The sequence below is a fragment of the Stenotrophomonas maltophilia complex sp. Om-AH-Sm3 genome, assembly GCF_059337855.1.
Genome location: NZ_JBYBLQ010000007.1, coordinates 169,265 through 195,192, shown reverse-complemented (window position 1 = coordinate 195,192; position 25,928 = coordinate 169,265). Strand labels below are relative to the sequence as shown.

Genomic DNA, 25,928 nt, shown 5'->3' with positions numbered 1-25,928 from the left:
GTGCCGACCCCAGCCGCCACCTTGCGTAATCTATACTCTGCGACCACGAAATTCGCAATCGGAATCTGAACCCGATGACTCGACTCCGCCGCTGGCTGCGCTGGATCTTCCTGATTGTCCTGGTCCTGGCGCTGATCGGCGCGGCCGCCGTGGGCGGTCTGTACTACGCCGTGTCCTCCAAGCTTCCCGACGTGCAGACCCTGCGCGACGTGGAAATGCAGGAGCCGATGTACGTCTATGCCGCCGACGGCAAGCTGATGGCGGTGTTCGGCGAGACCCGGCGTACCCCGATCACCATGAAGGACGTGCCGGAGAAGCTGAAGCAGGCCTTCCTGGCCACCGAGGACGCCCGCTTCTACGAGCATGGCGGCGTGGACTACAAGGGCATCGGCCGCGCGGTGTGGCTGCTGGCCACCACCAACGACAAGCGCGTGCCCGGTGGTTCCACCATCACCCAGCAGGTGGCCCGCCAGTTCTTCCTCAGTTCCGAGTACAGCTACACCCGCAAGCTGGCCGAGATCCTGCTGGCGCGGAAGATCGAGTCCGAGCTGAGCAAGGACGAGATCTTCGAGCTGTACCTGAACAAGAGTTTCTTCGGCAACCGCGCCTACGGCGTGGCCGCCGCCGCCGAGTTCTATTACGGCAAGAAGCTGAACGAGCTGGACCTGGACGAGATGGCCTCGCTGGCCGGCATCCCCAAGTTCCCCTCCTCGGGCAACCCGATCTCCAATCCGGAGCGCGCCCGCCAGCGTCGTGACAACTATGTGCTGCAGCGCATGGCCGACCTGAAGTTCGTCAGCCAGGCCGAGGCCGACGCGGCCAAGGCCGTGCCGATGCACGCCACCGCGCATGAGCCGCCGGTGCAGGTCGACGCGCCCTACGTGGCCGAGCTGGTGCGCCAGGAGATGATCGCCCGCTTCGGCGGCGATGTAGTCAACAAGGGCTACCACGTCACCACCACGATCGATTCGACCCTGCAGACCGCCGCCAACCAGTCGGTGCGCGACGGCCTGCTGCTGTACGACCACCGCCACGGCTGGCACGGCGTGGAGAAGCAGGTGCAGGTGGGTGCCGGTGAAGACGCCGCCGCCCTGGCCGAGCACCTGCGTGGCCTGTACGGCCAGGCCGGCCTGCTGCCGGCCATCGTTGCCAGCACCGGTGCCGATGGCAGCGCCACCGTGGTGCTGGCCAACCGCAGCGAGATCGTGCTGCCGGCCGGTGCCGCCAAGTGGACCAACAAGACCCCGGGCAAGCTGGTGCAGCGCGGTGACATCGTGCGCGTGCGTGCCGGTGCCAAGGAAGGGGAGTGGCTGCTGGACCAGATCCCGCGCGGCCAGTCCGCGCTGGTCTCGCTGGATGCCCACAGCGGCGCGCTGAAGGCGCTGGTTGGCGGTTTCAGCTTCTCCGGCAACAAGTTCAACCGTGCCACCCAGGCCCGCCGCCAGCCGGGTTCGAGCTTCAAGCCCTTCATCTACGCCGCGGCCTTCGACAAGGGCTACAACCCGGCCTCGATCGTGCTCGACGCCCCGGTCGTGTTCCGCGACCGCCGCGGCAAGACCTGGGCCCCGCAGAACGACGGCGGCGGTTTCCGCGGCCCGATGCGCCTGCGTGAAGCGCTGGTGCAGTCGCGCAACCTGGTCTCGGTGCGCCTGCTCGATGGCATGGGCGTGGACTATGCGCGCAAGTACATCAGCGAATTTGGCTTCGCCGAATCGGAGCTTCCGCCGAACCTGTCGATGTCGCTGGGTACCGCCTCGCTCACCCCGCTGTCGGTGGCCCGTGGTTACGCCGTGTTCGCCAACGGCGGCTCGCGCGTGGACACCTGGCTGATCGACCAGGTGAACGACCGCGACGGCAACCTGGTGTTCAAGGAAAACCCGGCGATGGCCTGCCGCGACTGCGCCGGCAGCAGCGACCAGCCGGTCAACCAGGTGGTGGACGGCTTCAACTTCGGCGCCCCGGCCCCGAAGGTGGACCCGGCTGCTGCGGCCAAGGCCGAAGCCAAGGCCGAGACCCCGGCCGCGCCGGTCAACCCCGATGCCCGCACCGCCCCGCGCGCGATCGACGCCCGCACCGCCTACCAGCTGGTGTCGATGATGCGCGACGTGGTCCAGCGCGGTACCGGTGTGCAGGCCAAGGTGCTCGGACGCGAGGACGTGGGCGGCAAGACCGGCTCCACCAACGACCACCGCGACGCCTGGTTCTCCGGCTTCGGCGGCCCGTACGTGACCACCGTATGGGTGGGCCGCGACGACTTCCGCTCGCTGGGTTACCGCGAGTACGGTGGCAAGGCCGCCCTGCCGATCTGGATCGACTACATGCGCACCGCGCTGAAAGACACCCCGATTGCGCAGAACGAACCGCCCAGCGGTATGGTCCAGGCCACCCTCAACGGCGCGACCGAGTGGGTGAAGGTGGAAGACATGGACCGCCTGACCGACTACGACCTGAACCTCAATACGCCGCAGGCCGACGCCGCCGCGTTCGATATCTTCTGAGGAAGGATTCGGTGGGTGCCAACCGTTGGTTGGCACTGCCCTTTGTAGAGCCGAGCCCATGCTCGGCTTCGGGGGCCCGCGGTAGAGCAGCCGAGCATGGGCTCGGCTCTACAGGATCAACGGCACCCTTTTGCTCCGGTAGATTCCAACCTTGGTTGGCGCCGCCTTTGTAGAGCCGAGCCATGCTCGGCTCCGGGCGCTCGCGATAGAGCAGCCGAGCATGGGCTCGGCTCTACAGGATCAACGGCACCCGTCGGCCGTGGTGGGTGCCAACCGTTGGTTGGCATCTCCGCGCCATACCCACGCAGATGTCACATCCGTGCGCTACTCTGTAGCCAGGTCGCAACAGGGAGTCATCGCATGCATCGCGCCCGTCAGCATGCTGCCAGCCAGACCCGCGAGCGGCGCCACCGCCTCGCCCACGAAGCCGCCCGCCTGATGGCCGAAGGCGGCATCCGCGACTACCACCAGGCCAAGTTGAAGGCCGCCAGCCGGCTCGGCATCCACGACGATGCCTCCCTGCCCCGCAACACCGAGATCGAAGACGCCCTGCGCGAATACCAGCGGCTGTTCTCCGGGCCCCAGCACGGCAACGAACTGCAGCGCCGCCGAGAGGCTGCCATGCGTGCGCTGGAGTTCCTGCACGGCTTCGCCCCGCGCCTGGCTGGCCCGGTGCTGGAGGGCACCGCCGACGCCAACAGCCCCGTGCAGCTGCACCTGCACAGCGACGACCCGGAAGCCGTGCACCGCTTCCTGGAGGAGCACGGCATTCCCGCCGAATCGCGGACGCGTCGCCTGCGCATGGATCGCGAGCGCAGCCTGGATGTGCCGGTGTGGGTGTTCAGTGCCGAGGAGCTGACTTTCGACCTGGCCGTGCTGCCCTACGATGCCCTGCGCCAGGCACCGCTGTCGCCGGTGGATGAGAAGCCGATGCGACGTGCGTCCGTGGCGCAGTTGCGGCAGGTGCTGGCCGAGGCCGAGATCACCGCGTACATCAGCGGATGACGGTAGCGCCGGCCCATGGCCGGCGAGCGCAGCGGTACCTGCCAGTGATGGGTGCGGACCGTTGGTCCGCACCGTGCTTCAGGCATTTCGATTGCTGGCCGGAGAGCAGTCGAGCACGGCTCGACTCTACAAAAGCTGCGCTACCTGCGCTGGCAGATGATGCCCATCATGCTCCCGCTACCAGACAAAACGGGTATCGCGCAGCGGGTCGCTGAGCAGCCGCGGCAGCCACGGTACTGGGGCTCGCTGCGGATACTCCCGCATCATCTGTGCATGCATGACCTGCAGGCCCCGCAGCAACCAGATCTGGTCATAGATGTCGTTGAACCCATCCGACCACCCACTCTTCACCCGCTCACGCTCGCCGCCCTTCAAGAGCGGCATCTGGTCCAGCGGCACGTCCAGGATCGTCGCCAGTGAGGCGTTGATCTGCGCATTCTCCACAGCGGCCTTGCGCACGGGGTCCAACCGATCCCGAATCTGCCGGCAGTCGTACGGGACGCACCCACCCGTGGCGGTGATGTAGTCGGCGATGTCCGCCAGCATGTCGGCCTTCAGACGCCACACCACCTCGCTGTCCATCACCTGCCGTACCCGCATCGTGCGCAGCGTACTCGCCCGCACCTCTTCCGGCGTGGTGAACTCGGCCCCCCGCGTGCTGCCAGCGTGACGCACCAGCACGATGCGATGGATCGCCTCGCGGGTGACGCCTTCGATGCGCAGCGCCGCGGCTTTCGGTTGCACGCGCGGCGGCGGTACACCCAGCATCTGCCACAGGTACCACAGCACCAGCAGCAGACCGGCAATGCATAGCCCGCTCATCAGCGTCCACAGATCCAGGTTCCGGGTGTAGTAGCGAAAGCGCGCCCGCCAGATATAGAACGTGCGATAGCTGACGATTCCACTTACCCATCTGTACATTGCCTTCTCCTCGGCAAGGACCCCGGCGCGGCGGGGTTCATTACGCGCGCCACGCCGGGGCTGCACGGCTTACCAGCCGATGCCCACACCCACGCCCATGCTGCGTTCACCACTGTTGGTGAAGGCACCATTGAGGCTGAAGGTGGCCGAGCCCTTGTCGTTCAACACGCGCTGGTAACCCACGGCCATGGCCGATTCGCCCTCGCTGTAGCCCACACCCGCGCCGAGGCGGTTGTAGGTGTTCAGGCCGGCGGTATTCATGGCCATCGCACTCTGTGCGCTGGTCATGGCAGCCATGCGGTTGAAGCGCTTGTCCATCTTGTCCAGGCGCGCATCCACCTCGCGGCTGATGCCATCGGTGTACTCGTTGGCACGGGCCAGCATCTTTTCCAGCTCTGCGGTATCCACCTGCGGGGTGGGCGATTCCGGTGCCGGGGCCTCGGCCTTCGGCTGCGGCGCGGACTTCGGCGCGTTGCCTGACGCGGCCAGCGGCGCATCGCTCCCGGTGGACGGCGTGGCATCGTCGGTGGCCGGCGTGCTGCCCGGTGCCTCCAGTGCTGCGCCGGCATCGGCCGAGGCGACCTGCACGGCGCGCGACTGCAGTGCCTGCGGCTGACCCTCGATGCGCTGCTCCAGGCCATCCATGCGGCCATTGAGCTGCTGCTGCATGGAGTGCAGCTGGCCGCCATTGACTGCATCGCGGCTGCCGGCCGCGATCAGGCCGTTGCCCACGTTGGAGAGGACCATGCCGTTGGCACCGGCGAAGGTCAGCTGGTTGAGGCCGTCGCTGCGGACCGCCGGGCTGTCCTGGAAGACGGAGCGGAGCTGGCCTTCCACGCGGTCGACGCGGGAGGTGGTGGTGATGACGGCGCCGTCTAGGGTGGTGAGGGCGTCACTCAGCGTTGCCTGCGACTGGCCTTGTACGTTGAAGGTGGGTGCGATGATGTTGCCGTTGCTGTCGATGCTGCCGCCAATGGCGGACATCGAGGCGCTGAGCTGACCCACGGTGGCGGCGTCGTTGCTGTTGCGGCCGTTGGCGACATTCACTAGTCGGCGTTTGAGACTTCCATTTCCCACTGAAACAGTGGTCGCATCGCTGGCAATCGACCCTGAGCCCAGGGCCACACTGTCCTCAGCGCCTGGCGCTACTTCCGCAGAAAGGCCAATTGCCACGCCGTTGACAGCCTCTACGAATGATGCCGCACCCAATGCAAATCCGTTGGCAGCGGACTCATTTACTGTCGAGGCACGCCCAATTGCAACTGAATTGAAGCCCAGTGCACTCGAGTATGTCCCTATGGCAGTCCCGCCTTCTGAATCGGGACTAGCGATAGATGATTCACCGATAGCGACAGACAGCAGCCCTGCAGTCGCTCCCTCTGTCGACAGGGTTTCACCAATGGCAAAGTATCTGCTACCTGACTCCATTTTTTCGACACGCGCATTGGTCGCAAACAACTGTCCACCATTCACTGCATCAGTGCTGGCACCGGAGGTGATATCTCCAGCTTCAACACCGGTGAGGCGAGATCCGGCAAAATCGATCGGGCCGCGACCCGATTCAAGCGAAGCCACACGAGACTGAGCCTTGGGCGCATCCACATTACCCTTCATCTGCTCGATATCATTTCGATTCCGCGCAATATCCTGCTTGGCCGCATACAGCTGGCTGCCGGTCACCGCATCACGACTGCCTGCCGAGATACGACCGTCCGCAAGATTGGTCAGCACCGCGCCGTTGACGCCCGCCAGGGCGATCTGGTTCAGCCCATTGGCCCGCAGCGTGCCGTTGTCCTGGAAGACGCTGCGCAGCTGATTCTCTACGCGATCCACGCGGGACGTGCTCTTTACCACTGCACCATCCAGCGCTTCCAGTGCGTCACCTACGGTGTTCTTCTTTACACCCTGGATCGTGTAGGTCGGCGCCATCACGTTGCCATTGGCATCCATGCCTGCGCCGCCACCCAGCTTGGCAAGGCTGTCTTTAAGCTGGCCAACTGTGGTCGCATTGTCATCCGCAGTACCGCGCTGAATATTAACCAGACGGCGCTTAAAACCATCATTGCCAAAAGAAACAGTAGCAATCTCGTTCGCAATGGAGTTTGCACCAATCGCGACGGCGTTGGTTGCACCGGACTTAACAGAGCTCGATGCACCCACGGCCAGACCGCCGACCTCCCCAACCGACGAACGAACGCCCAGAGCAAACCCTCCTTCCGAACGATCGCTTACATACGCAGCTCGCCCCAGTGCAACAGAGTTCTTCGCGAGTGCAGACGTGAAGCTGCCCACTGCAACGCCGCCCTCGGAGAGCGGAGATGCCTCCGCAGAGTCGCCCAACGCAACACCAACCAAGCCTACGCGCACAGCTTCCTGATCGCCGCCGCCTCCAACGGCCATAAATTTTGACTGCTGCTTGAGCTCCTCAACTGCAGTGTTCGTCTCGAACAGCTGTCCACCATTCACCGCGTCAGTGCTGCTCGCACTACTGATATCGCCTGTGGCAACGTTTCGCACCTTGCCACCCTCCATATCCACACTGCCGTCGTTGGCAAATTTCACCACGCCATCCAGGTCCGGATCGAAGTTGTCCACGTCAGCGCGCAGCTTGTCGATATCCTCGCGGTTGTCGGAAACCCGCACATCCTGCGCGTTGAGCGACTGAGTCAGCGTTGCCAGCTGCTGCCCGTGCAGCACCAGCGACTGACCCTGGGTGGAGACAGACTGATTGGTGGCATGCAACTGCTGCCCGGTCACTACGTCGGTGCTGCTGCCACTGATCGTGCCATTGGCCACGTTGTTGATACGGCGCTTGCCGCCGTTCTTGTTGGCCACATTCAGCACGGTGCCGGTGTTTTCGGCACCCAGGCGCACATCACCCGCAGCCGAAGCCTGACTGAGCAGGCCACCCAGCGCGTTCGACTTGGACAGTGCGCTGTCACCCGTGGCCTGCGCGGCATTGGCGGCGTTCTGCGCTGCGGTCACGCCTACATTGGTGGCGTTGAGCTGCTTGCCAGTCACTGCCTCGGTGCTGGTGGCGCTCAGCGCGCCGTCGGCCAGCCCGGTAATGGTGCGATTGGCGTTGCCCTTGTTGCGCACATCCAGCACGGTGCCGGTGTTTTCACCGCCCACTCGCACGTTGCCCGCAGCCGAAGCCTGGCTGAGCAGGCCACCCAGCGCATTGGCCTTGGACAGCGCGCTGTCGGCCGTGGTCTTTGCGCCGTTGGCCGCCGTCTGTGCCGCGGTGGCGGTCGTGCGCGCAGCTGTCACAGCCAGATTGGTGTCGTTCAACTGCTTGCCGGTAACTGCATCGGTGCTGTTGCTGTTCAACGCGCCATCGGCCACGCGGGTGATGGTGCGGCGGGTCGTGCCATTACCCACCGAGATCTGATTGTTGGCGGTGGTCTGCGAGCCACTGCCCAGTGCCACGCTGCCCGTGTGGCTTGCTACGGCGCTATTGCCTACGGCAACGGCGCTTTCGGCAGTGGCTTTGGCCAGGTTACCCACCGCGCTGGCGTAAGTGCCCGATGCCACTGTTTCACGACCCATCGCAGTGGACTGATTGGCGCTAGCCGTTGCCTTGTAACCCAGCGAGGTAGCGTGGGTGGCCTTGGCCTGGGCGTCATTGCCGATGGCCACTGCGCGGTCGCCTGTTGCTATGGCACGCAGACCATTGGCCACCGCACCATTGCCGCCACGGCTGCCGGCGCCAAGGGCCACCGCGCCAGTGGCAGTAGTGGTCTTGTTGCCATTGGCATCCACACCGGCGCGCGCATCGGCGCCCACAGCAACGCTGTTGATGTTGTAGGCCTTGGCCGCCGAGCCCAGCGCGGCGCTGGCAGTAGTTCCCGAGCCTTCGGCAGATGCCGCGCTACCCAACGCGAGCGCGGCAACATTCAGCCGCGCAGTGGCAGCATCAGCTGCCGTCTTGGCGGTATTTGCCGTGGCTCGTGCGGTGTTGGCAGTGGTGTTGGCCGTGTTTGCCGTGGTCTGCGCTGATGCGGCGGCCGTCTTGGCCTTGCCGACTTCAGTATTGGTTGCAAACAGCTGGCCGCCGGTTACAGCGTCCGTGCCTCCATTAACCAATCGCCCCTCCTTGACGTTGACAACGCGGCGCGTCGTGCCAGCCTTGCCGACAGACACCGTGTACGACTCGTTGGCCACCGAGCCGCGGCCCAGTGCAACCGACTGGTTGGTCGACGTGCTTGCCTCGTAGCCAATTGCAACGCTGTCGTGACTGGCGTTGGCGCGGCCACCCACTGCAATCGCGCCGGTGTAGCCACCTGATCCGGCGTACGCATCCCCGCCAATGGCAATCCGTGAGATACCCGCACCATCGTTGGTCCTTGAGCCGCTGCCAACCGCGATGGAATTCTCTGAATAGGCCTTTGCATTGTTTCCCAGTGCTGTCGCGCCAACCCCATCGGCAACGGCCATCGCGCCGACTCCTGTTGCGTAGCCCTTCCGACTCTTGGTCCCATGCCCGATGGCCGTATTGTTGTCGCCACTACTCTCGATCAGGTTGCCGTAGGCAACAGATTGCGACCCGGCGAGGCTGGAGCGAGATCCTAGGACCAGAAGATGATCACCATTGATGGTCGAGTCTCGGTAATATGGATCGGAAACGATCGCAAACTGCGCGTGAATGGAATTCACGCTTATCGAGCGCGGGCCAATGATTGGCGCGGTCGTCACAGCTACGCCAAATGCCTGCGCGATCAATGCAGTGGACTGCGTCGAGTTCGGCGCATCATCCGGCAGTCCCTCGGCAGCAAACGCCGAAGGCGCCATCAACAGACTGAGCGCAAAGACAGAGCCGCAGCGTACCGTGCGGCTGGCCTTGCCACGCGCGGCGGTCAGTTCACTGGCCACCACCCAGCACTGCCGGGCGGTTGACCAGAGGCGTCGATAGATCTTGTTCATTGAAAGTCCTTGGTTGGGAAATAGTGCGGTCAGACGCCGCCCTGGTCAGGGCGCAGTTATCGGCGAAGGAGAAAGCGTCTGTACGTGCTCGCGATAGCCATCGCGGGTGAGCGTGTAGCGCAGCTGCACGTTGTGGCCGGGTACGATGGCGAACGGCAGCTTCAAGGTGCTGCCCGGATAGAGGCTCCGGGAAATGTCATGCGCGGTGCAGCGCGCACCATCGCAATCGGCAAGGCTGGTGATGCCGACGCGCAGGGTGCCAACGTTGCGCAGCTCGTTGCCGCTCACCCGCACGTCCACCTCACCATCTGGGGGTAGCACGTTCACGAGGGCGCCCCAGACAAGGCTGACCCCCAGGCTCGCCGCGGCACCTTCGCCGCCGCCCTCGCTGGCCGACTCTTCCGGGCCGCGCACACCTTCGAAGTAGACCCGGTAAGCGGTCTCGCGCTGCACGGGCTGCAGTGGAATGACGCGGATCAGGCGGTTTCCACCGCCGGCCAACGCGAACTTGGCAGGCGTGACGGCAAAGGCCGCTTCACTGCTGTCCACCTCCACTTCGCGTTCGTCGGCATCGGCGGCGTTTTCGATGCGGCGCAGCGACAGCTGCACGTACTGCGGTTGGGTAGACTGCGAATAGACGCGGATCTGCGTCCCCTTCTTTGCGTCAACCGAGGTCCGCATGGGGTGGATGGTGAGGTTTGCCTGGGCGGGTACTGCCAGCAGCAGGCACACGGGCAGCATCAGGGTGGCAAGAGATCGCTTCATGGGCGCTCCAGTCAGGGCGAAGTGGTGGGGATGCGCAGCTCGACGTGCAGGCTGCCGCCGTAGTGGCCGGCATCCTTGCTGGTGCTGGGCACTGTCGGCGTCTGGAAGGTGATGGGCGTCGGCACGCAGTAAACGGGGTAGGTCATGCCCGGCAGCATCACCAGACGCAACGGCACCGAATCGATGTTGCGCAATTGGTGCTCCTGGCCGTTGACCAGCGGCACGGGTGTACCCGCGTGGTCGAGGGTGAGCGTGTAGTCCAGCCGGCGTCGCGCGTCCGTGCCGCCGTCGTCGTGCCAGACAGAGAAGCCGGTGGGACCGGGTGCTGGGCCGCTGGTGTCACGAACGGTCAGGCCGAGATACTGGCTCTGTGAGCCCAGGCCGTCGTACAGGCACACGTCTACCAGCTTGCTGCCACTGAGGGTGTGGGCAAACGGGTCGTAGCGCAGGTTGAGGCCGACAGTGGGCGAGGCGTGCCCGAATTCGGGCAGGTAGATTGCAGCGGCGTTGTGGTCGGTGATCGTGAAGTCAAAAGTGAACGTGTACGTGGCAAGCACGCCGCTCGATGGATTCTGCAGAGTCAGTTCCAGCACCGCATTCCATCGACCGGCCACCAGCTTTCTTAGGCTTTCCGAGCGAACTGTCAGTCCGGCGCCAGTACCAACCGGCTTCCAAGAGTTACACGTCCCTGCCGCCGAGGACCAGATTGGCCTAATTTCTGAAGACCAATAGTCAAGACTGCATGCAGCAGTCGGGTCTGCACGACGAATCTCAGCGACAAACTCTATCTCTGCCCTTGTGCCAGACCGGCGTTCGATGAATTGAACCGGAATTCTGCTATCCCTGCCTGGCGAATCCTCATGCGTATCTGCCGTAGGGCACCGGCCATACGATGCGTCGCTGTTTGATCTACAGGTGAGGAAGAGTTCCCCATAGGAAAGCGTGCCTAGTCGCTCGTATCCCAGCACTGTCCTCGGCGCCCACAACTCAATATCCCCCGGCATCGCCGAGCGATCCCACGTCATCACGATGTCCCGCTGCTCACTGACAGGGTGCGTTTCAGGCGGACGCTGCCCCCACGCAACCGGCGCGCACACCATCGCCACCACGCCCAACACCATCACTCGCCAGTTCACTTCACACCTCCCGCCGCAGCGGTCTGGGGCGTCGCGGCAATCAGCGCCTGTTCCTGCAGCAGCCGGGTCACCCGGGCCTGCTGGCGGATCTCCGCCGGCAGCTGGGCCACGGCCAGCGGTTCGCATTGGACAGCGCCCACCAGCAGCACCACGCTGCGGCGCTCACGCACCTCCAGCGGGCACTGCAGCAGATGATCGTCCTGCAGCAGGTACAGCGTGCGTTCGCGACGCGGGAAATCGGCGACAAAGCCGCCATTGGCACCGGTGCCGGGCACGGGTGCGTTGAGAATGCGGGCACCGCCCAGCGGTGCGCCGGCAATGTCGCGCGCGTTGCCGATGAAGGTGTAGGTCACCTCGATCGGCACCGGCATGCGCATCAACTTGCCCGGCGGCAGGAACAGCGGGCGCACGCCGCTGGCGCCGGTCACACGCACCGAGGCAATGCTGTCCAGGGCGCTAGTGTCCTGCAGCTCGGCCTGGTGGGCCTGGTAGGCCGCCAGCGGCAGCAGGCGACGCTCGCCCAGCTTCAGGCGCTGGCGGCGAAGGCCGCTCACCTGCAGTTCGGCGGCCACACCGCTCAGGTCCAGATCGTCGGCGTCGTCCACCTGCACGGCCAGGCCCGCCTCGGCGCCCATGCCCTCGCCCCAGTAGAAGCCTTGCCCACCCAGCGCCATGCCGGAACTGTGGGTGGCGCTGTAGGACAGTTCATCGCGGCCGGGCTGCTGGTAATGGGCCACGGTCACGCCGGTATGCCCCACCCCGTTCTGTACCTGTGCGCTGGCCATGGCGCTGTAGCGGTGGCTGTTGTTGCCGCGCAGTTCGGCAGCCAACTCGCGGTAGTTGCCTTCGTCTTCCTGGCGCAGGCTCTGCCCAGCGCTGTAGTTCACGTCGGGGCGGCTGTGCTGCGGCTGGCGCACATCCACCGCGTAGCGGCGCTGCGAGCTACCGCGTGCGCCCTGCTGCGTGCGGGTCAGACTGAGATTGAAGTACACGCCGCGGTCGCGTTCATCGCGCTGCTCGCTGCGGGTAGTCTGGTGCCACACGCCGATACGCGTGCTGACGCTGAACTCGCCCCAGCGCTGGCTGCGGGTGTAGCTGGCCTGCCACGTACCGGTGCGCTGCGGCTGGCGGCTGTAGACCGGCAGCAGCGGCGGCAGCAACGGGTCCGGCACGCCCAGTTCGTCGTCCTGCAGGCTCAACCCGGTGGGCCAGGTCTGGCGGCGGGTATAGGCCAGGTAAGCGCTGCCGCCGGCCACCGGCAGTGCCATCGACGCGCTGAGCGAGTCGGTACAGCCCAGGCGGTCGCGCGCGTTGTCGTCAAAGGTGCAGGCGACGCCGCGCAGGCGCTGGTGGTAAACATTCCAGGAGGCGCGACGGCGGTAGGACAGCTGATGCTGCTGGCCATTGCTGCCGTCGCTGCCGCGCAGTGCGCTGACGCTGGCACGCAGATCCTGGGTGGCGAAGCTGCGGCGCGCATCCAGCCGCACCTCGCCATAGCTGAAGCCGCCCACGTCGGCCACGCCAAAGGTGGTGGTGAGGTGGCGCCCCATCGGCACGCGCAGGCCACCCATCATGGCCAGCTCATCATTGAACTGACGGTCACGCCGCTCGCTGCGGCGGCCGCCCTGCAGGAACCACTGCACACTGGTATCGGTCCAGTCGCCGCCCTTGTCGAACGGCGCCTCTTCGGTGCGCACGAGCACACCATCCTCGTAGATGCGCAGACCCACGGTGTAGGCACCGAACGGAAAGCGGCGCGTATCAAGCTGATTGACGCCGGCCTGCAGATAGAAGCTCTGCAGCAGGCGGTCGCCATCGAAGGCATCCACGCGCGCATCGCGGGCCAGCAGCACGGTGAGCGGCGTTGCCTGCACCGCGGCGTCGGCGTTGACGTAGGCCTGCGTGGTGCCTATGCGCAGCCCCTGGAAACGGTCCAGCGGCAGCATGGTGAAGCTGAAGGTCCCGCCCTGCGGACTGGACAGGTTGCGGCGGTCCATGCGGCCCAGCTGCAGATAGTGTTCAACGCCGAGGTCATGGCGGTAATAAGCGTTGTCCAGCTGGAAATCGGTCAACCCATCGGTGCTGCGGTAGCGCTGATGGCTGATGTTCCACTCGGCTGCCAGATGCCCACGCGCACCGACGCCCAGCGTGCCGACACCTTGCGCCGCCAGCGCCTGGTAATCGCGGCCGCCGCTGAGGTTGACCGTCTGCTGGTGCAGGAAAGCATTTTCTGCCTGGCTGCTGACCTGGTTGAAACGCGAAACGGCCGGCTTGCCGGGTATCCATTGCCGCGCGACGAACAACGTGACCGCGCCTTCGCCTTCGTCATAGAGCGCGCGCGCGGTGCCTGCGTCCTCGGGTGGCTCAAGGTAACCGCAGCCCGCGCTTGCGCCACCAAACCGGCAGGCCAGATGACTGTTACGCGGCAGTGGCCGGGACAGTGCCGGCAGTAGCGCCGCCTTCGCCTCATCTGACAGACCCAACGCGGAAAGCACTGCAGCGGGCGCTTCCAGCTGCACGGTGTCCAGCGTGACGCGCACGGGCTGCAACCCGGCCGAGCGATCGAACAGGCGGACGTCAAGCTGCTCGGTCTGGCCTTCGACCAGATCCTCGAATCCTGGCGGCACCGCTCGCGCCATCACCGCTGGCGTGGCCAACAGCAAGGCGAGCGCGGCCGCCAGCTGCGTGGCAGCGGGGGCAGGTACTTTCATGGGGAAACAGCCGACGTAAGGCCGGCCCGCTTCAGCGGGCCAGCGCTATGGATACCTTCGGATCAGGGCTTGGGGCTCAGCACGATGCTGGCCATGCCCTGGTAGTCGCCGGCAGCGGCAATCTTGCCGAGGGTGGTCTGGGCAATGGCCAATTCCATGGAAACCGAGGCGTTGGGAATGGCACCGTCGAACAGTTCCGCCGCGGTGAATTCCTCGACCGTGGTGGAGAGTGCCCTGCCCTTCATGCTGACCGTCAGCGGCACCGGAACGGGGGTACCCGCCGTATTGGTCGGCACCAGTTCCACCGGCGCAGTGAGGCGAACCTGGATGTCCTTGGTGGTGTCGTTGGAGTAGATGCGCACCTGGTCACTCCAAGTGCTCAGACCGCGCACCGGGTTGTAGCTCATCTTGACCGAGTCCGGCAGTGCGCTGCCGTCGGCACGCAGCAGGGTCATGTTGTTGTCGACGGTTGCGACGATGGTGATATCGGTCTGGGCAGCATGCGCGGACAGCGACGCGGTGACCAGCGCTGCAGCCAACGCGGCCTTCTTCAGAAGAGTATTCATCGGGTTGTCTCTCTCGGACAATAGAAGGAAGGTGCTCCCCTCCCGGAGGAAGGAGGGTGGGAGGAGAGCGTCACCTCACCGGAGGGTGGGTGGTGGGGCGACGGAGAGAATGGTAGGAATTGTCTGACTGTCGAATCTATTCAACGATTCCTAAATCTGTGCCTGTTAAGCGCAATTCTTGAAGGCGATCAAATTATTCGAGAGATACAACTTTCCTCAATCAAGATTGCAATTAAATGCATTGCAGAGCACACGGTGACGGAGCAACGCTGGTCAATTGCGACGTTCAAAGCGCACCGCGCGTACCGCAGTAGAGGCACTCCATAAGTGGATGCGCTTTGCAGAGACCCACCGCACGCGGCAAAGCCGCCGGGCACGGCCCGGCGCTACCGAAATGCGTAAAGAGAGCGGCATCATGCCCTGCCCCCGGCCATTCCCCGCAAAAAACATCAGGCCGCCTTTCGGCGGCCTGATGCGTACTCGTTCAACGTCGCGATATCAGAAGAAGATCGCGTAGAGGATCAACAACGGAATCGGCACGCCCAACAGCCAAAGCAGAATCATTTTCATGGCAGATCTCCTTGCATGGAATGCGGGTTACAGATCGCGGCGGCGGCCGCCCCAGGTGGCGCTGAGGCTGGCGAAGAACGCGCCGATCAGCAGGGTGATGAACAGCCACAGCGCGGCATAGGCGGTGGCCTTGCGGGCGTCGTCAGCCGCCTGCTTGGCCGTGTTCTCGGCCTTCTCCAGCGCGGCACGCATGCGGGTCTGCACGTCGGTCACACGGGCCTGGGCTTCGGCCTGGCTCATGCCGGTTTCGCGGGCAATCAGGCTGGCCAGGTACTGGGTGTCAGCCGGGTCGAGGCCATCGCCCTGCAGGCTGTTGACGATGATGCGGTTCACTTCAGCACGCACTTCGCGGCGATCACCCATCGGGCCGTTGCCCGGCATCGGTCGCGGCGGCGGGGCCATGCGGGCGTCGCGCGGGGCGGCGTTGGCAGCGACCGGCGGCGGCGGTGCAGCCGGGTCCATCGGACCATTGCCCGGCGCGGCACCCGGTGCCGGCGGGGTGCCCGGCGCTGGCGGTGCAGCGGCGGCATCCGGCCCAGCCGTGGTGACATTACGGAACAACGAATCCACCCAATAGTTGAGGTCGCCTTCGGGGGCACCGGCGGCCGCCGCACCGGCACCGGCTGCCGCAACGCCCGCGGTGGATGCCGCAGCACCTGCAGTCGCGCCTGCAACCTTGGCACCAGCACCCAGCACGCCACCGATGGCCGAGGTCAGCAGACCAGCGGTGAGCAGGGTAGCAACGGCCCACGACACGAAGCCGTGCGCGGTATCGCGGAAGTAGGTCTCATCACCGTGCAGCTGGGTCCACTTGGTACGCAGACGGCCAGCGATGTAGCCGCCCAGACCGGACGCGGCCAGTGCGGTGAAGGTGAGCCAGGCGATGCTGGACCAGCCGAAGGTTTCTTTGCTGACGCCTTCAAACGACCACGGCGAGACCGAGGACAGGCCCAGGCCCACGCCGAGAATCAGCAGGATGAGGGAGAGTGCGGCGGCAGCGGCAGCACCGGCGAAGATCGCGCCCCAAGAGACAGCGCTTTCGCTGGGCGGCGCCACGATGGGGGCGGTGACGACGGTGGCGACGTCGGGGCCGAGCGGGCCTCGCTCGGGTGGGTCGAATCGGGTACTCATGGAATGAAGGCTCCGTAACAGTGCTGCGGCTGCAGCTGGCCATGACGAGGCTGCGCGAGCGCTTGTGAAGCTGGTGAGACCTGTAAATCACGCGGTCTTGGCGTTTGTAAGCCGCCGGGCGTGGCCCGGCGCTACCGGGGTACGGTGCCGGGTGTCAGTAGTTCCACGCCATGCGTGGATGATTTTGCGCGGGCGCGCAAAGGCAAGAGCCGCCGGGCATGGCCCGGCGCTACCAGAGCCCGGCAGGCCCATCCGGCGCAAAAAAAACGCCCCGCGGATGCGGGGCGCTCTCAGCACAACCTACGCGGGCGATCAGCCCTGGTAGTCGCGAACGTCGCTGCCGGTGTAGACCTGGCGCGGACGGCCGATCTTCATTTCCGGGTCGACCTGCTGTTCCAGCCAATGCGACACCCAGCCGGAGGTACGGCCCAGGGCGAACATGACGGTGAACATCTCAGTCGGGATCTGCAGCGCCTTGTAGATGATGCCGCTGTAGAAATCGACGTTCGGGTACAGCTTGCGGGCGACGAAGTACTCGTCCTGCAGCGCGGCCTGTTCCAGCTTCACGGCCACGTCCAGCAGCGGGTCCTGCACGCCCAGCTGGTCCAGCACCTTGCTGGTCATCTCACCGATGACCTTGGCGCGCGGATCGAAGTTCTTGTACACGCGGTGGCCGAAGCCCATCAGGCGGAAGCCGGAGGTCTTGTCCTTGGCCTTGACCACGGCGGACTCGACGTTGTCGGCGCTGCCGATCTCTTCCAGCATCTTCAGCACGGCTTCGTTGGCACCGCCGTGGGCCGGACCCCACAGCGCGGTGACGCCAGCGGCGACCGACGCGTACGGGTTGGCACCGGTCGAACCGACCAGACGCACGGTCGAGGTCGAGGCGTTCTGCTCGTGGTCGGCGTGCAGGATGAACAGCAGGTCCAGCGCCTTGACCACGTCCTGGTTCAGATCGTACTGGCCATCAGCCGACTCGAAGGTCTGCTTCAGGAAGCGGCTGACGTAATCCAGCGAGGTGTCCGGCTTGTTGGCCGGCAGGCCCTTGCCGTGGCGGTAGATCAGGGCCGACAGGGTCGGCACCTTGGCGATCAGGCGCACGGCAGCCTGGCGGCGCTGTTCGGCGTCGGACAGGTCCAGCGAGTCGTGGTAGATGGCCGACAGCTGCGCGATGGCAGCGGTCAGGATGGCCATCGGGTGGGCATCCTTGGCGAAGCTGCTGATCAGGGCGTTGATCGACGCATCGACGTTGGCTTCGGCAGCCAGCTCATCGGTGAAGGCCTTCAGCTGTTCGGCGCTCGGGCGCTCGCCGTTGATCAGCAGGTAAGCCACTTCGACGTAGCTGGACTTCTCCGACAGCTGTTCGATCGGGTAGCCGCGGTACAGCAGCACGCCCTTGTCGCCGTCGATGTAGGTGATGGCAGACTTGCAGCTGGCCGTCGCGGTAAAGCCGGAATCGTAGGTGAAGAACCCCGTTTCCTTGGTCAGCTTTGCGATGTCGACGCAGTCGTTGCCGAGGGTGGGTTTGATGACGGGCAGAACGACCGACTTGTCGCCGGCGTTGAGCGTGACCTGATCAAGATCGGACACTGTGTGCGCTCCTTCATGGGAAGGCGCCTGCCCAAGCGCGTTGGTCAGGCACGTGAATGACGTCCTCGGCCTGTGCCGGGGATCAGACCATTATCGCACAGCAGCATTTGTCGGGTGCTAGACGCAAGTCGTAGACGACGGGCAGGCGCAACCGTGCCGGCAAGCGGCCTTGATGGGCAAAGGTGCCATCCCCTGAACGGTCTGTTCCGCCATTCCAAACGCCTGTTGGGTGAGCGCCGTACAAAAACAAACGGCCGCGCAAAGCGCGGCCGTCGGTTCGCAGCTGGATCGACGGATCAGCGCGCGTAGCGCTTCTGGAACTTGTCGATACGGCCCGAGGTGTCGATCACCTTGTGCTTGCCCGTATAGAACGGGTGCGAAGCCGAGGAAATTTCGACCTTGACCAGCGGGTATTCGTTACCGTCGGTCCAGGTGGTGGTTTCCTTGGTCGCCATGGTGGAGCGGGTCAGGATCTTGAAATCGGAAGTGACGTCTTCGAAGACGACGTCGCGGTAGTTCGGATGGATATCGGCCTTCATGGGCTCACACCGTAAATGGGCTGGTGGTCAAGAGCGGCATTATAAGCACCGGTTGCCGCGCGGGGCAACCGATGTGTGCACGCCGGGATCAATCGGCGCCCAGCGCCTGGCGGACCAGGGCCTCGAAGCGGGCCTGGTCGTAGGCCATCAGCAGGTCGCAGTTGTCCGGCTGGCCGGTCTGGCGATTCCAGTCTACGATGGTGGCGCCGCGGCTGAACGTGCCGTTCAGTTCCACATTCAGCGGACGCGATTCCACCTGCAGCTGGCCTTCCGGGTTCAGCGCCCAGGCCATGGCCACCGCATCGGCGGTGTACCAGCGGCCACCCTTGGCGTCTTCGGACAGCGCGCGGGTCTTGCGCGAGATCAGCTCATAGAAGCGTGCGCGGTCGGAATCGGCCTGCAGCCACTGCTCCGCCTGCGCCAACGGCAGGCCGTGGGCGACTGTGGCCTCCCAGTCGGACACCAGCAGGTGCTTGAACGAGGTGAACACCACATGCGCGGCTTCCGGGTCGAAGGCGATGTTGAATTCGGCCGCCGGGGTGATGTTGCCGTGGCAGGTGACGGCACCGCCCATCACCACGATGCGCTTGATGCGCTGGGGCAGGGTCGGGTCCAGCTTCAGCGCCAGCGCGAGGTTGGTCAGCGGGCCAAGCATCACCAGCATCAGCTCGCCGGCGTACTGATGCGACAGGCGCAGGATGGCCAGCGCGGCGTGCTCGGCCTCGGCCTTGCGGCTGGGCGGCGGCAGGTCGACGTCACCATAGCCGTCGCGGCCGTGCACGTGGGCAGCGTCCATCGAGGGATGGATGAGCGGATCGGGGCTGCCAGCGAACACCGGCACGTCGGTGCGGCCGACAATGTCGCAGAGCTTGAGCGCGTTGCGGACGGTGTAGTCGAGGCCGACATTGCCGGCAGCGATGGTCAGGGCGACCACGTCGTGCCGTTCATCGGCGAAGGCCATCAGCAGGGCCAGGGCGTCGTCCACACCGGGGTCGGTGTCGATCAACAGCGGGATCTTGTGGGTCATCGTTGCCGTCTTCAGATCGGCAACGAAGTGTGGACCGGGTTGATGAGCGTTGCAAGACCACCCTGCACGGGAGCAAATGCGGCAGGAACAGGGTTGGATCTCTTGCCCAGAGTACGGGCGATGATCCGCCCCCGGCAGACCCACGCCACGCGAGGATGAAGCTTATATGAAGTCGAGCACGGCTCGACTCTACAGAGGCGAAAACTGCACCACGCCCGCGCCCGGCCTCATAACTGCACAGTACATCCTGTATAGTTATGGTCACCAAAAATCCCCTCGTGGTGTGCTCCATGGCCCTTTTCCAGCCCTTAGCCGGTGCTCCGGCCCTGTCCCGTGCCCGTCGCTGGGCGCTGCTCTTCACCGTCGCCGCCGGCCTGCTGCTGGTCACGTTGGACAACTCAGTGCTGTACACCGCGTTGCCCACCCTCACCAAGGGGCTGTCGGCGAGCCCCGGGCAGGCGCTGTGGATCATCAACGCCTACCCACTGGTGATGGCCGGCCTGCTGCTCGGCGCCGGTACTCTGGGCGACCGACTGGGTCATCGCCGCATGTTCCTGATCGGGCTGGTGGTGTTCGGCATCGCCTCGCTGGCGGCCGCATTTTCGGCTACACCTGCCCAGCTGATCGGCGCGCGTGCCTTCCTCGCGGTAGGCGCGGCGGCGATGATGCCGGCCACCCTGGCACTCATCGGCCTGAGCTTCAACGAAGAGCGTGAGCGCAACATCGCCATCGCGATCTGGGGCTCGGTGGCCATCGTCGGTGCGGCGCTCGGCCCGATCATCGGTGGCCTGCTGCTGCGGCACTTCGGGTGGGGTTCGGTGTTCCTGGTCAACGTGCCGGTGGTGCTGGTGGCCTTCCTTGCAACGTTGCTGCTCGCCCCTGAAGGCCAGCGCGATACTTCGCGCCCGTGGGATCTGCTGTCCTCGCTGCTGGCGCTGGCGGCACTGTCCGGCCTGGTGATGGCGATCAAGTCGCTGATCGCCACGCCACCCTCTTATGCACTCGGTGCCGGTGCACTGCTGCTGGCGGTGGTCAGCGCGGTGGCCTTTGCGCGCCGCCAGCAGCACCTGCCGTATCCGCTGCTGGACTTCGCGATCTTCCGCAATCCCGCCTTCCTCGCCGGCACGTTGTCCGCGGTGTTCACCCTGTTCGCACTGGCCGGCCTGCAACTGGTCACCACCCAGCGCTTCCAGCTGGTCGCCGGCTTCAGTCCGCTCCAGGCCGGCCTGTTGGTCTCGGTGGCGGCAGTGGGCAGCCTGCCGAGCGCACTGCTGGGTGGCAGCCTCCTGCACCGCGTCGGCCTGCGCCCGCTGATCTGCGGTGGCCTGGCCACGGGCGCAGCGGGCGTGGCGGTGGTCGCGTTCGGCTTCCCGCATGGCTTGGGCTGGGTGGTGGCAGGCATGGCGCTGACCGGCCTGGGCATGGGCGCGGCGATCTCGGTCGCGTCCACCGCCATCCTCAACAACGTGCCGGCGCACCGTGCGGGCATGGCCTCGTCGGTGGAAGAGGTGTCCTATGAATTCGGTGGTTTGTTGGCGGTGGCATTGCTGGGCAGCCTGGGTGCAGCGATGTACGGCGCCTTCCTGCCCAATGCGGCGGACATGCCGGTCGCGGCGCGCGAAGGATTTAGCCAGGCATTGCACGTGGCGCGCGAAGGCGGGCAGGGTGCGTGGTTCGCACAGGCGGCCGCCGCCTATGATCGCGGTTACCAGATCGTGCTGCTGGTCATCATGGCGGTGCTCGTGGCGGGTGCAGCATTCCTGGCCCGCCTGCTGCGCGGGCGCGTGGGTGGCCGCGACGGCGCAGGTGATCGCGTAAAATAACGGCAATGAGAACCAGCAAGCGCGACCGCATCCTCGACGCCGCCGTGAGCGTCATCAACCGTGACGGCCTCGGTGCCGTCACCTTTGAATCGGTGGCAGCCGAGGCGGAGCTGACCCGTGGTGGCCTGCTCTACCACTTCCCCTCGCGCGAGGCGCTGCTGCGCGGCATCGACGAGCACCTGGTGAAGGCCTGGGAGGCGTCGATGGAAACACTGCTCGGCAAGCGCGCCGAGGAGGCAACGACGCTGGAGCGCTACCGGACGTTCGTGCGGGTGTCGGCACAGAGCGCGACCCGGGCCGAGCTGATGTTCATGCTCGAATCGATGGACACGGAAGCGGGCGAACGCCCGTGGGCCCCGGTAGTGAAGCGCTGGGCACCGTCACCCCCGGCCAGGGCCGTGGCCGACCCGGCCGCGCTGGATGATTTCGTGGCGCGGCTGGCCGCCGATGGGCTGTGGATCTACGAGGCGATGTACGAGGGCCAGCTGGATCCCGAGGTGCGTGCGCAGGTGACCGAGCGCATTGCCGGATTGTTGTCGGCCGGCAAAGCGTAACGCGTTTGTAGAGTCGAGCTTGCTCGACTGCCGCGTCAGTAGAGCCGAGACTCCCCCACCTGCTGGAGTGCCTGCGCCGCTTCCGCCACGGCGCAGGTGCCGATGACCAACCATGGCCGAGTGCGCAGCATTCGCCGGGCCCATGCATGGCGTTGGCTCGCGTCGATCGCGCGGCGGCGGGTCTGACTTTGCTGCTGGAAATGCTGCACGCCAGTAAGCGCCTGCGTGTGGATGGCGAAGAGGTGCAGAACGTCCGCGATGACGTGCGTGAGGGCCCGCTGCTGGCGTGCCGCGGGTTGTCCGACTATATGGGGATGCAGTTGCCGGCGGCGTAGGTCGTTGCCCAGTAGATCTACGCCATGCGTGGATGACGCTTCTGTAGAGTCGAGCCATGCTCGACTCATGCGCGCAGCGCGAAGCGCAGCCGAGCATGGGCTCGGCTCTACAGGGGGGGGGGCCGCGAAATGCCGCCGGGCGTGGCCCGGCGCTACCTACGCGCCGGCGTGGTTGGGGTCAGATCCCTTTGCGTGGCAAAGGGATCTGACCCCGGCGCGAAGCGCAGCCGAGCATGGGCTCGGCTCTACAGAGACCCGCCGGGGCCGGATCCCATTGCCGTGGCAATGGGCTCCGACCCCGCCACCTCGCCTTACCAGGCCATGCGCATGCCCACCTGGCCGCTCATGTTGCGGTAACCGTGGTCACCGCGCTGCGCACTGATGCCGCCCCACGCACTCCAGCGCGCATCCAGCATCAGCTCGGCACCGGCCTGCAGTTCGTAGCGGTTGCGCGGCACATCAGCACCCAGTCGTTCACCGTTGAACGCCAGCGTGCTGCGGCCACTGCCCCGCAGCCAGTTCACGCCTGCATAGGGCTGCAGCCGGCCAGCGATGCCATCGCGGTGGCCAAACACCCGCACGCCCGCACGGCCACTCAGCCCCCCCGCATCAGCGCGGTCAACCCGCGTACCGTTGCTTTCCACGTGGCGGTCAGCGGCATATGCCGCGTAGGACAGCTGCAGCTGCGGCTGCACATACAGAGCGCCGCTGCGGTCCTGCCGCACACCCACCGTATAACCACTTTCCAAGGACGCGTTGGCCACGCGCGCGTCGTAGTGCTCGCGCTCCAGGCCCACGCCCTGCACGCGGTTGGCAAACCGGCCGTACTGCGCCGTCGCATCCACATACGCGCCTTCCTGCGCACCGGGGTTCTGCAGCCACGTACCGTAGGCACCCACGGCCGTCCCGCGCACCCGCCCCTTGGCGCTGTAGCCGGTCACGCGCGAGACCACGCTGCTGTCAGCGCGGCCACTGCCCAGCATCACCCCGAGCGTCGCATTGCCGGTGCGCCACACATCGCTGCCGATCTGCAGCAGCGAGGTCGAGCCATCCACCGCCAGCTGGCCACCCACGGCGCTGAAATCAGCAGTGCTGCGACCCACCCGCGCCCATGCATGGCGCCCGTCATCAGGCGATGCCAGGGGGCCCCGATCATGCATCCGGTGCGCAAACATGTTCAGCGCGGCCGACTGGTTGGCCAGGTAGGCACCTGCCTCCGGGCGCAGCACCGGCGGCGGCCGCACGGGGTCACCACCACCACCGCCACCTTCTTCGCCACCGTCGCCCGGATCCGGTCCCGGCCCCGGGCCCGGATCAACCACGCAGCCCGGTGCAGTCGGGTCGAGATCGCAGGGATCACCCAGCTCCGAGCGCAGGTACCAGTTGCCATCCCCGGGATCGGAAACACTGCCCTTGTGCAGGAAGTATTCGTACGAACCGCCCACGGCCCGACCCGCCAACCGGTAGTCCGCCAGCGATGCGCCATCGATCTGGATCAACGCGATGCCCTCGCGCGTCGGTGCGCCCACGCCGCCCACGTTGCTCACGCGGATTGACGCATCGCCGGTTGCATCACCGCGCACGTGCAATCGATCCACTGTGCTGCCATCACCGGCCAGCGCACCATTGAACAGGAACTGCGCCGCCTCGCTGTGCAGATTTCCTTCCACCGTCAGCGTATTGAACGTGCCGCTGCCATCGGACAATGCCAGACCACTGTTGAGCAGCTGCAGCTCACCCACGGTGGCATCACCGGCCAACGTCCACTGGCTGCCGCTCTCAATGGCCATCGTCTGCACCAACCCGGAAGCGCCCTGCCACAGCGAGCCGTTGCTCAGCCGCACATGCACATCAGACTGCGGCACCAGCCCAGCGTCCTCGTCCTCCGGAGTAATGACGATGTCGCCCAGCATCTGCGAGCCGCCATCCAGCGCCACATCGAAACGCCCGGCGACCGCTGCGTCCAGTGCCAGTGCGATGCCATTGCCGCCCGAGAGGAGCGCGCCGTTGGCCAGGGTCAAGCCCGGGTCACGGCTGCTGCGCAGCCACACGCCACCGTGCTGCGCACTGACCAGCGAGCCGCCGTCAATGTCGAGGCGACCGTTGTCGTTGATCACCGCCGCCCACGCACCCTCGCCTTCGGTACGCACGTGGGTGTTGGCCAACCTCATTTCCCCGGTGCCGCCGGAGAGCACGCCATGGGCGTTGAGGCCGGTGGTGCGCACCACGCTGTCGCTTAGATGTACCGTGCCACCCAGGCGAGCGATCGCACCGATGGCCCCCGCGCCCCCGGTGAGAATGTCGGTAGCGCTGACGGTCGCAACCGGTGCGCGGCCCGGCGCGCCTTGTACGTACAACGCATGGCCATTGCTGCCGGAGGTTTGCAACGCGCTGTTGGCGACCTGGGTATTGCCGCCCATCACGGCAACTGCCTGCGCCTGGTTACCACCTGCAGTAATGATGGAGCCCGCGATGCTCACCTGCGAGTCGTTGGCGACGGAGATCGCTGCACCGCGCGACGTCGTAATGGTCGAGCCGGACACATCGACCACGCCTCCCCGCTGGTTGACGTTGAGGCCGTTCACTTCTCCCTCAAGCGAGACGTTGCGCAGGGTCAGTTCGGCATCCTCCATCATCAGGATGCCGAAGTGGCCGTAGACATCCGTGCCGTCCAGCAGCACTTTTCCGCCGCGCGAGGCAAAGCTTACCGCCGTGGCATTGTCTCCCCCGGCGTGGATGCGTCCCCCGTGCATCTGCACTTCACCACCTACGGTCAATCCGGCACCCGACTGTGCGTGCGACAGCACGATATCCACATCCTGCAGCACTACGGTACTTCCCAGCCCAGCCATCACGCCCATGGCACCGCCACCGGTACCGTTGATGCGGACGTTGCGCAGGGTGACATCGCCGCTGCCCCTTGCCTCTGCCCACACGCCCGCGCCACCACCTGCATGGTTGATGGTGCTGTTTTCAACCAGCACGCTGCCGTTCTCGACGTAGATACCGTGCGAACCGCCGCCGTGGATGTTGAGGGTGCTGTCGCGCAGCCCTGCGGTACCCTGGCGCAGCTCCACACCATGCGCTCCCCCGCCGTATGTGCTGAGGGTGACGCCCGCTGCCGCCACGCTGCCCCCCGTTACTGCAATGCCGCTTGCTGCGGTGCCCTGGGTATCGATGCGTGTACCCACAAGCTGCACGTGGCCGCCGCTGTCAGCAGAGAGACCCGCTGCCCCGTGTCCGGTCGTCAGCACGCTGCCTCCGACCAGCTCGATCCGGCTACCGGCCCCCTCCACGCGGGCCGCCGCCGCGCGCTCCCCACTACTGCTCAGGTTCACCTCACCTGCGGGCACAATGCTGCCGCCATTGAGCGCGTGGAAGACATAGCCGGCGGGATTGCCCGGCGTCACGGGCGCTGTGGTGGCGTAGTCGCCTGCAGCCGGGCTCTGTTCATCGCCATCGGCAACGACCTGCTGCGCAGCGGCCGGGACACCCGGCGATGCCAGCACGGCAGCAAGCGCGACCGCCAACGCGTGGCGGTGGAAGGGACGTAAATGCATCGGAAATCTCGCTGAAAATCGGTGCGCCATGCTCCACGCCCTTGTGCCGGCCTGCCATCGAAAGGGTTGCAATACGCCCCCGATGCCCGCCCATGACGCGACTCCCAGCTGAACACGGTCAGGTCTTGCAGGCGTTTTTGCAACTTGTTGCATGGGAGCGCGGCCGTCCGGGAAGGACACTTCAGGCTGTTACGGACAATTGCAGTCGCAAATGGCTGCTTCACAGGACTTCACAACGCGTGGCTTATATCTCTCACCCGTTCGATTGAAGCAG

The 25,928-nt window shown here is 65.7% G+C and carries 16 protein-coding genes; 5 read left to right on the top strand and 11 right to left on the bottom strand.

Translation table 11 applies throughout. From position 1 onward, the window contains the following. The first annotated feature begins 74 nt into the window (after nucleotides 1–74). Both AC10QF_RS11055 and AC10QF_RS11050 read left to right on the top strand, forming a co-directional pair. Nucleotides 75–2,498 carry a penicillin-binding protein 1A gene (locus tag AC10QF_RS11055; RefSeq protein ID WP_332328905.1) on the top strand — a complete coding sequence of 808 codons (2,424 nt, stop codon included), beginning with the start codon at nucleotides 75–77 and terminating at the stop codon, nucleotides 2,496–2,498. Between the two features lie 360 nt (nucleotides 2,499–2,858). After that, a complete protein-coding gene (locus tag AC10QF_RS11050) occupies nucleotides 2,859–3,503 on the top strand; it encodes a hypothetical protein (RefSeq protein WP_494542198.1) in 645 nt (214 codons plus the stop codon). 177 nt (nucleotides 3,504–3,680) lie between these two features. On the opposite strand, the gene AC10QF_RS11045 is transcribed toward AC10QF_RS11050, so the two are convergent. From AC10QF_RS11045 to AC10QF_RS11000, 10 genes are all read right to left on the bottom strand, one after another. Next, nucleotides 3,681–4,424: a hypothetical protein gene (locus tag AC10QF_RS11045; protein ID WP_494542215.1), complete on the bottom strand. Its 744-nt coding sequence runs from the start codon at nucleotides 4,422–4,424 to the stop codon at nucleotides 3,681–3,683. A 69-nt stretch (nucleotides 4,425–4,493) separates the two neighbouring features. Then, nucleotides 4,494–9,347, bottom strand: a complete 4,854-nt coding sequence (locus tag AC10QF_RS11040) for an ESPR-type extended signal peptide-containing protein (RefSeq protein WP_447906251.1) — start codon at nucleotides 9,345–9,347, stop codon at nucleotides 4,494–4,496. A 45-nt stretch (nucleotides 9,348–9,392) separates the two neighbouring features. Further along, complete coding sequence (locus AC10QF_RS11035) at nucleotides 9,393–10,112, bottom strand: fimbria/pilus periplasmic chaperone (protein ID WP_447906250.1); 720 nt, start codon at nucleotides 10,110–10,112, stop codon at nucleotides 9,393–9,395. An 11-nt stretch (nucleotides 10,113–10,123) separates the two neighbouring features. Beyond that, complete coding sequence (locus AC10QF_RS11030; protein WP_494542214.1) at nucleotides 10,124–11,212, bottom strand: CblD like pilus biogenesis initiator family protein; 1,089 nt, start codon at nucleotides 11,210–11,212, stop codon at nucleotides 10,124–10,126. Nucleotides 11,213–11,244: 32 nt separating this feature from the next. Continuing rightward, complete coding sequence (locus AC10QF_RS11025) at nucleotides 11,245–13,959, bottom strand: TcfC E-set like domain-containing protein (protein ID WP_447906249.1); 2,715 nt, start codon at nucleotides 13,957–13,959, stop codon at nucleotides 11,245–11,247. Between the two features lie 62 nt (nucleotides 13,960–14,021). Then, entirely contained in the window at nucleotides 14,022–14,525 is a 504-nt protein-coding gene (locus tag AC10QF_RS11020) for a CS1 type fimbrial major subunit (RefSeq protein ID WP_447906248.1), read from the bottom strand. 597 nt (nucleotides 14,526–15,122) lie between these two features. After that, nucleotides 15,123–16,226, bottom strand: a complete 1,104-nt coding sequence (locus tag AC10QF_RS11015; RefSeq protein WP_494542197.1) for a hypothetical protein — start codon at nucleotides 16,224–16,226, stop codon at nucleotides 15,123–15,125. A gap of 312 nt (nucleotides 16,227–16,538) precedes the next feature. Beyond that, the gene (locus AC10QF_RS11010; protein WP_494542196.1) at nucleotides 16,539–17,816 is read right to left on the bottom strand and encodes a citrate synthase; all 1,278 of its coding nucleotides are present in this window, start codon (nucleotides 17,814–17,816) and stop codon (nucleotides 16,539–16,541) included. 296 nt (nucleotides 17,817–18,112) lie between these two features. Further along, entirely contained in the window at nucleotides 18,113–18,355 is a 243-nt protein-coding gene (locus tag AC10QF_RS11005; RefSeq protein ID WP_079223041.1) for a type B 50S ribosomal protein L31, read from the bottom strand. Between the two features lie 88 nt (nucleotides 18,356–18,443). Further along, complete coding sequence (locus tag AC10QF_RS11000) at nucleotides 18,444–19,382, bottom strand: nucleoside hydrolase (RefSeq protein ID WP_494542195.1); 939 nt, start codon at nucleotides 19,380–19,382, stop codon at nucleotides 18,444–18,446. Between the two features lie 290 nt (nucleotides 19,383–19,672). Here AC10QF_RS11000 and AC10QF_RS10995 point away from each other — a divergent pair, with 290 nt between their 5' ends. The 3 genes from AC10QF_RS10995 to AC10QF_RS10985 all read left to right on the top strand — a co-directional run bounded on the left by AC10QF_RS10995 (nucleotide 19,673) and on the right by AC10QF_RS10985 (nucleotide 22,094). After that, nucleotides 19,673–21,205, top strand: a complete 1,533-nt coding sequence (locus tag AC10QF_RS10995) for an MFS transporter (RefSeq protein WP_494542194.1) — start codon at nucleotides 19,673–19,675, stop codon at nucleotides 21,203–21,205. A gap of 5 nt (nucleotides 21,206–21,210) precedes the next feature. Next, nucleotides 21,211–21,759, top strand: coding sequence for a TetR/AcrR family transcriptional regulator (locus AC10QF_RS10990; protein WP_494542193.1), 549 nt, complete (start codon nucleotides 21,211–21,213; stop codon nucleotides 21,757–21,759). 146 nt (nucleotides 21,760–21,905) lie between these two features. Continuing rightward, on the top strand, nucleotides 21,906–22,094 hold the full coding sequence (locus AC10QF_RS10985) for a hypothetical protein (RefSeq protein WP_494542192.1): 189 nt from the start codon (nucleotides 21,906–21,908) through the stop codon (nucleotides 22,092–22,094). Nucleotides 22,095–22,405: 311 nt separating this feature from the next. Here the strand turns inward: AC10QF_RS10985 and AC10QF_RS10980 are convergent, their stop codons facing one another. Then, nucleotides 22,406–25,654 (bottom strand): autotransporter family protein, encoded by a 3,249-nt coding sequence (locus AC10QF_RS10980; protein WP_494542191.1) that lies wholly within the window; start codon nucleotides 25,652–25,654, stop codon nucleotides 22,406–22,408. Nucleotides 25,655–25,928 lie beyond the last annotated feature (274 nt).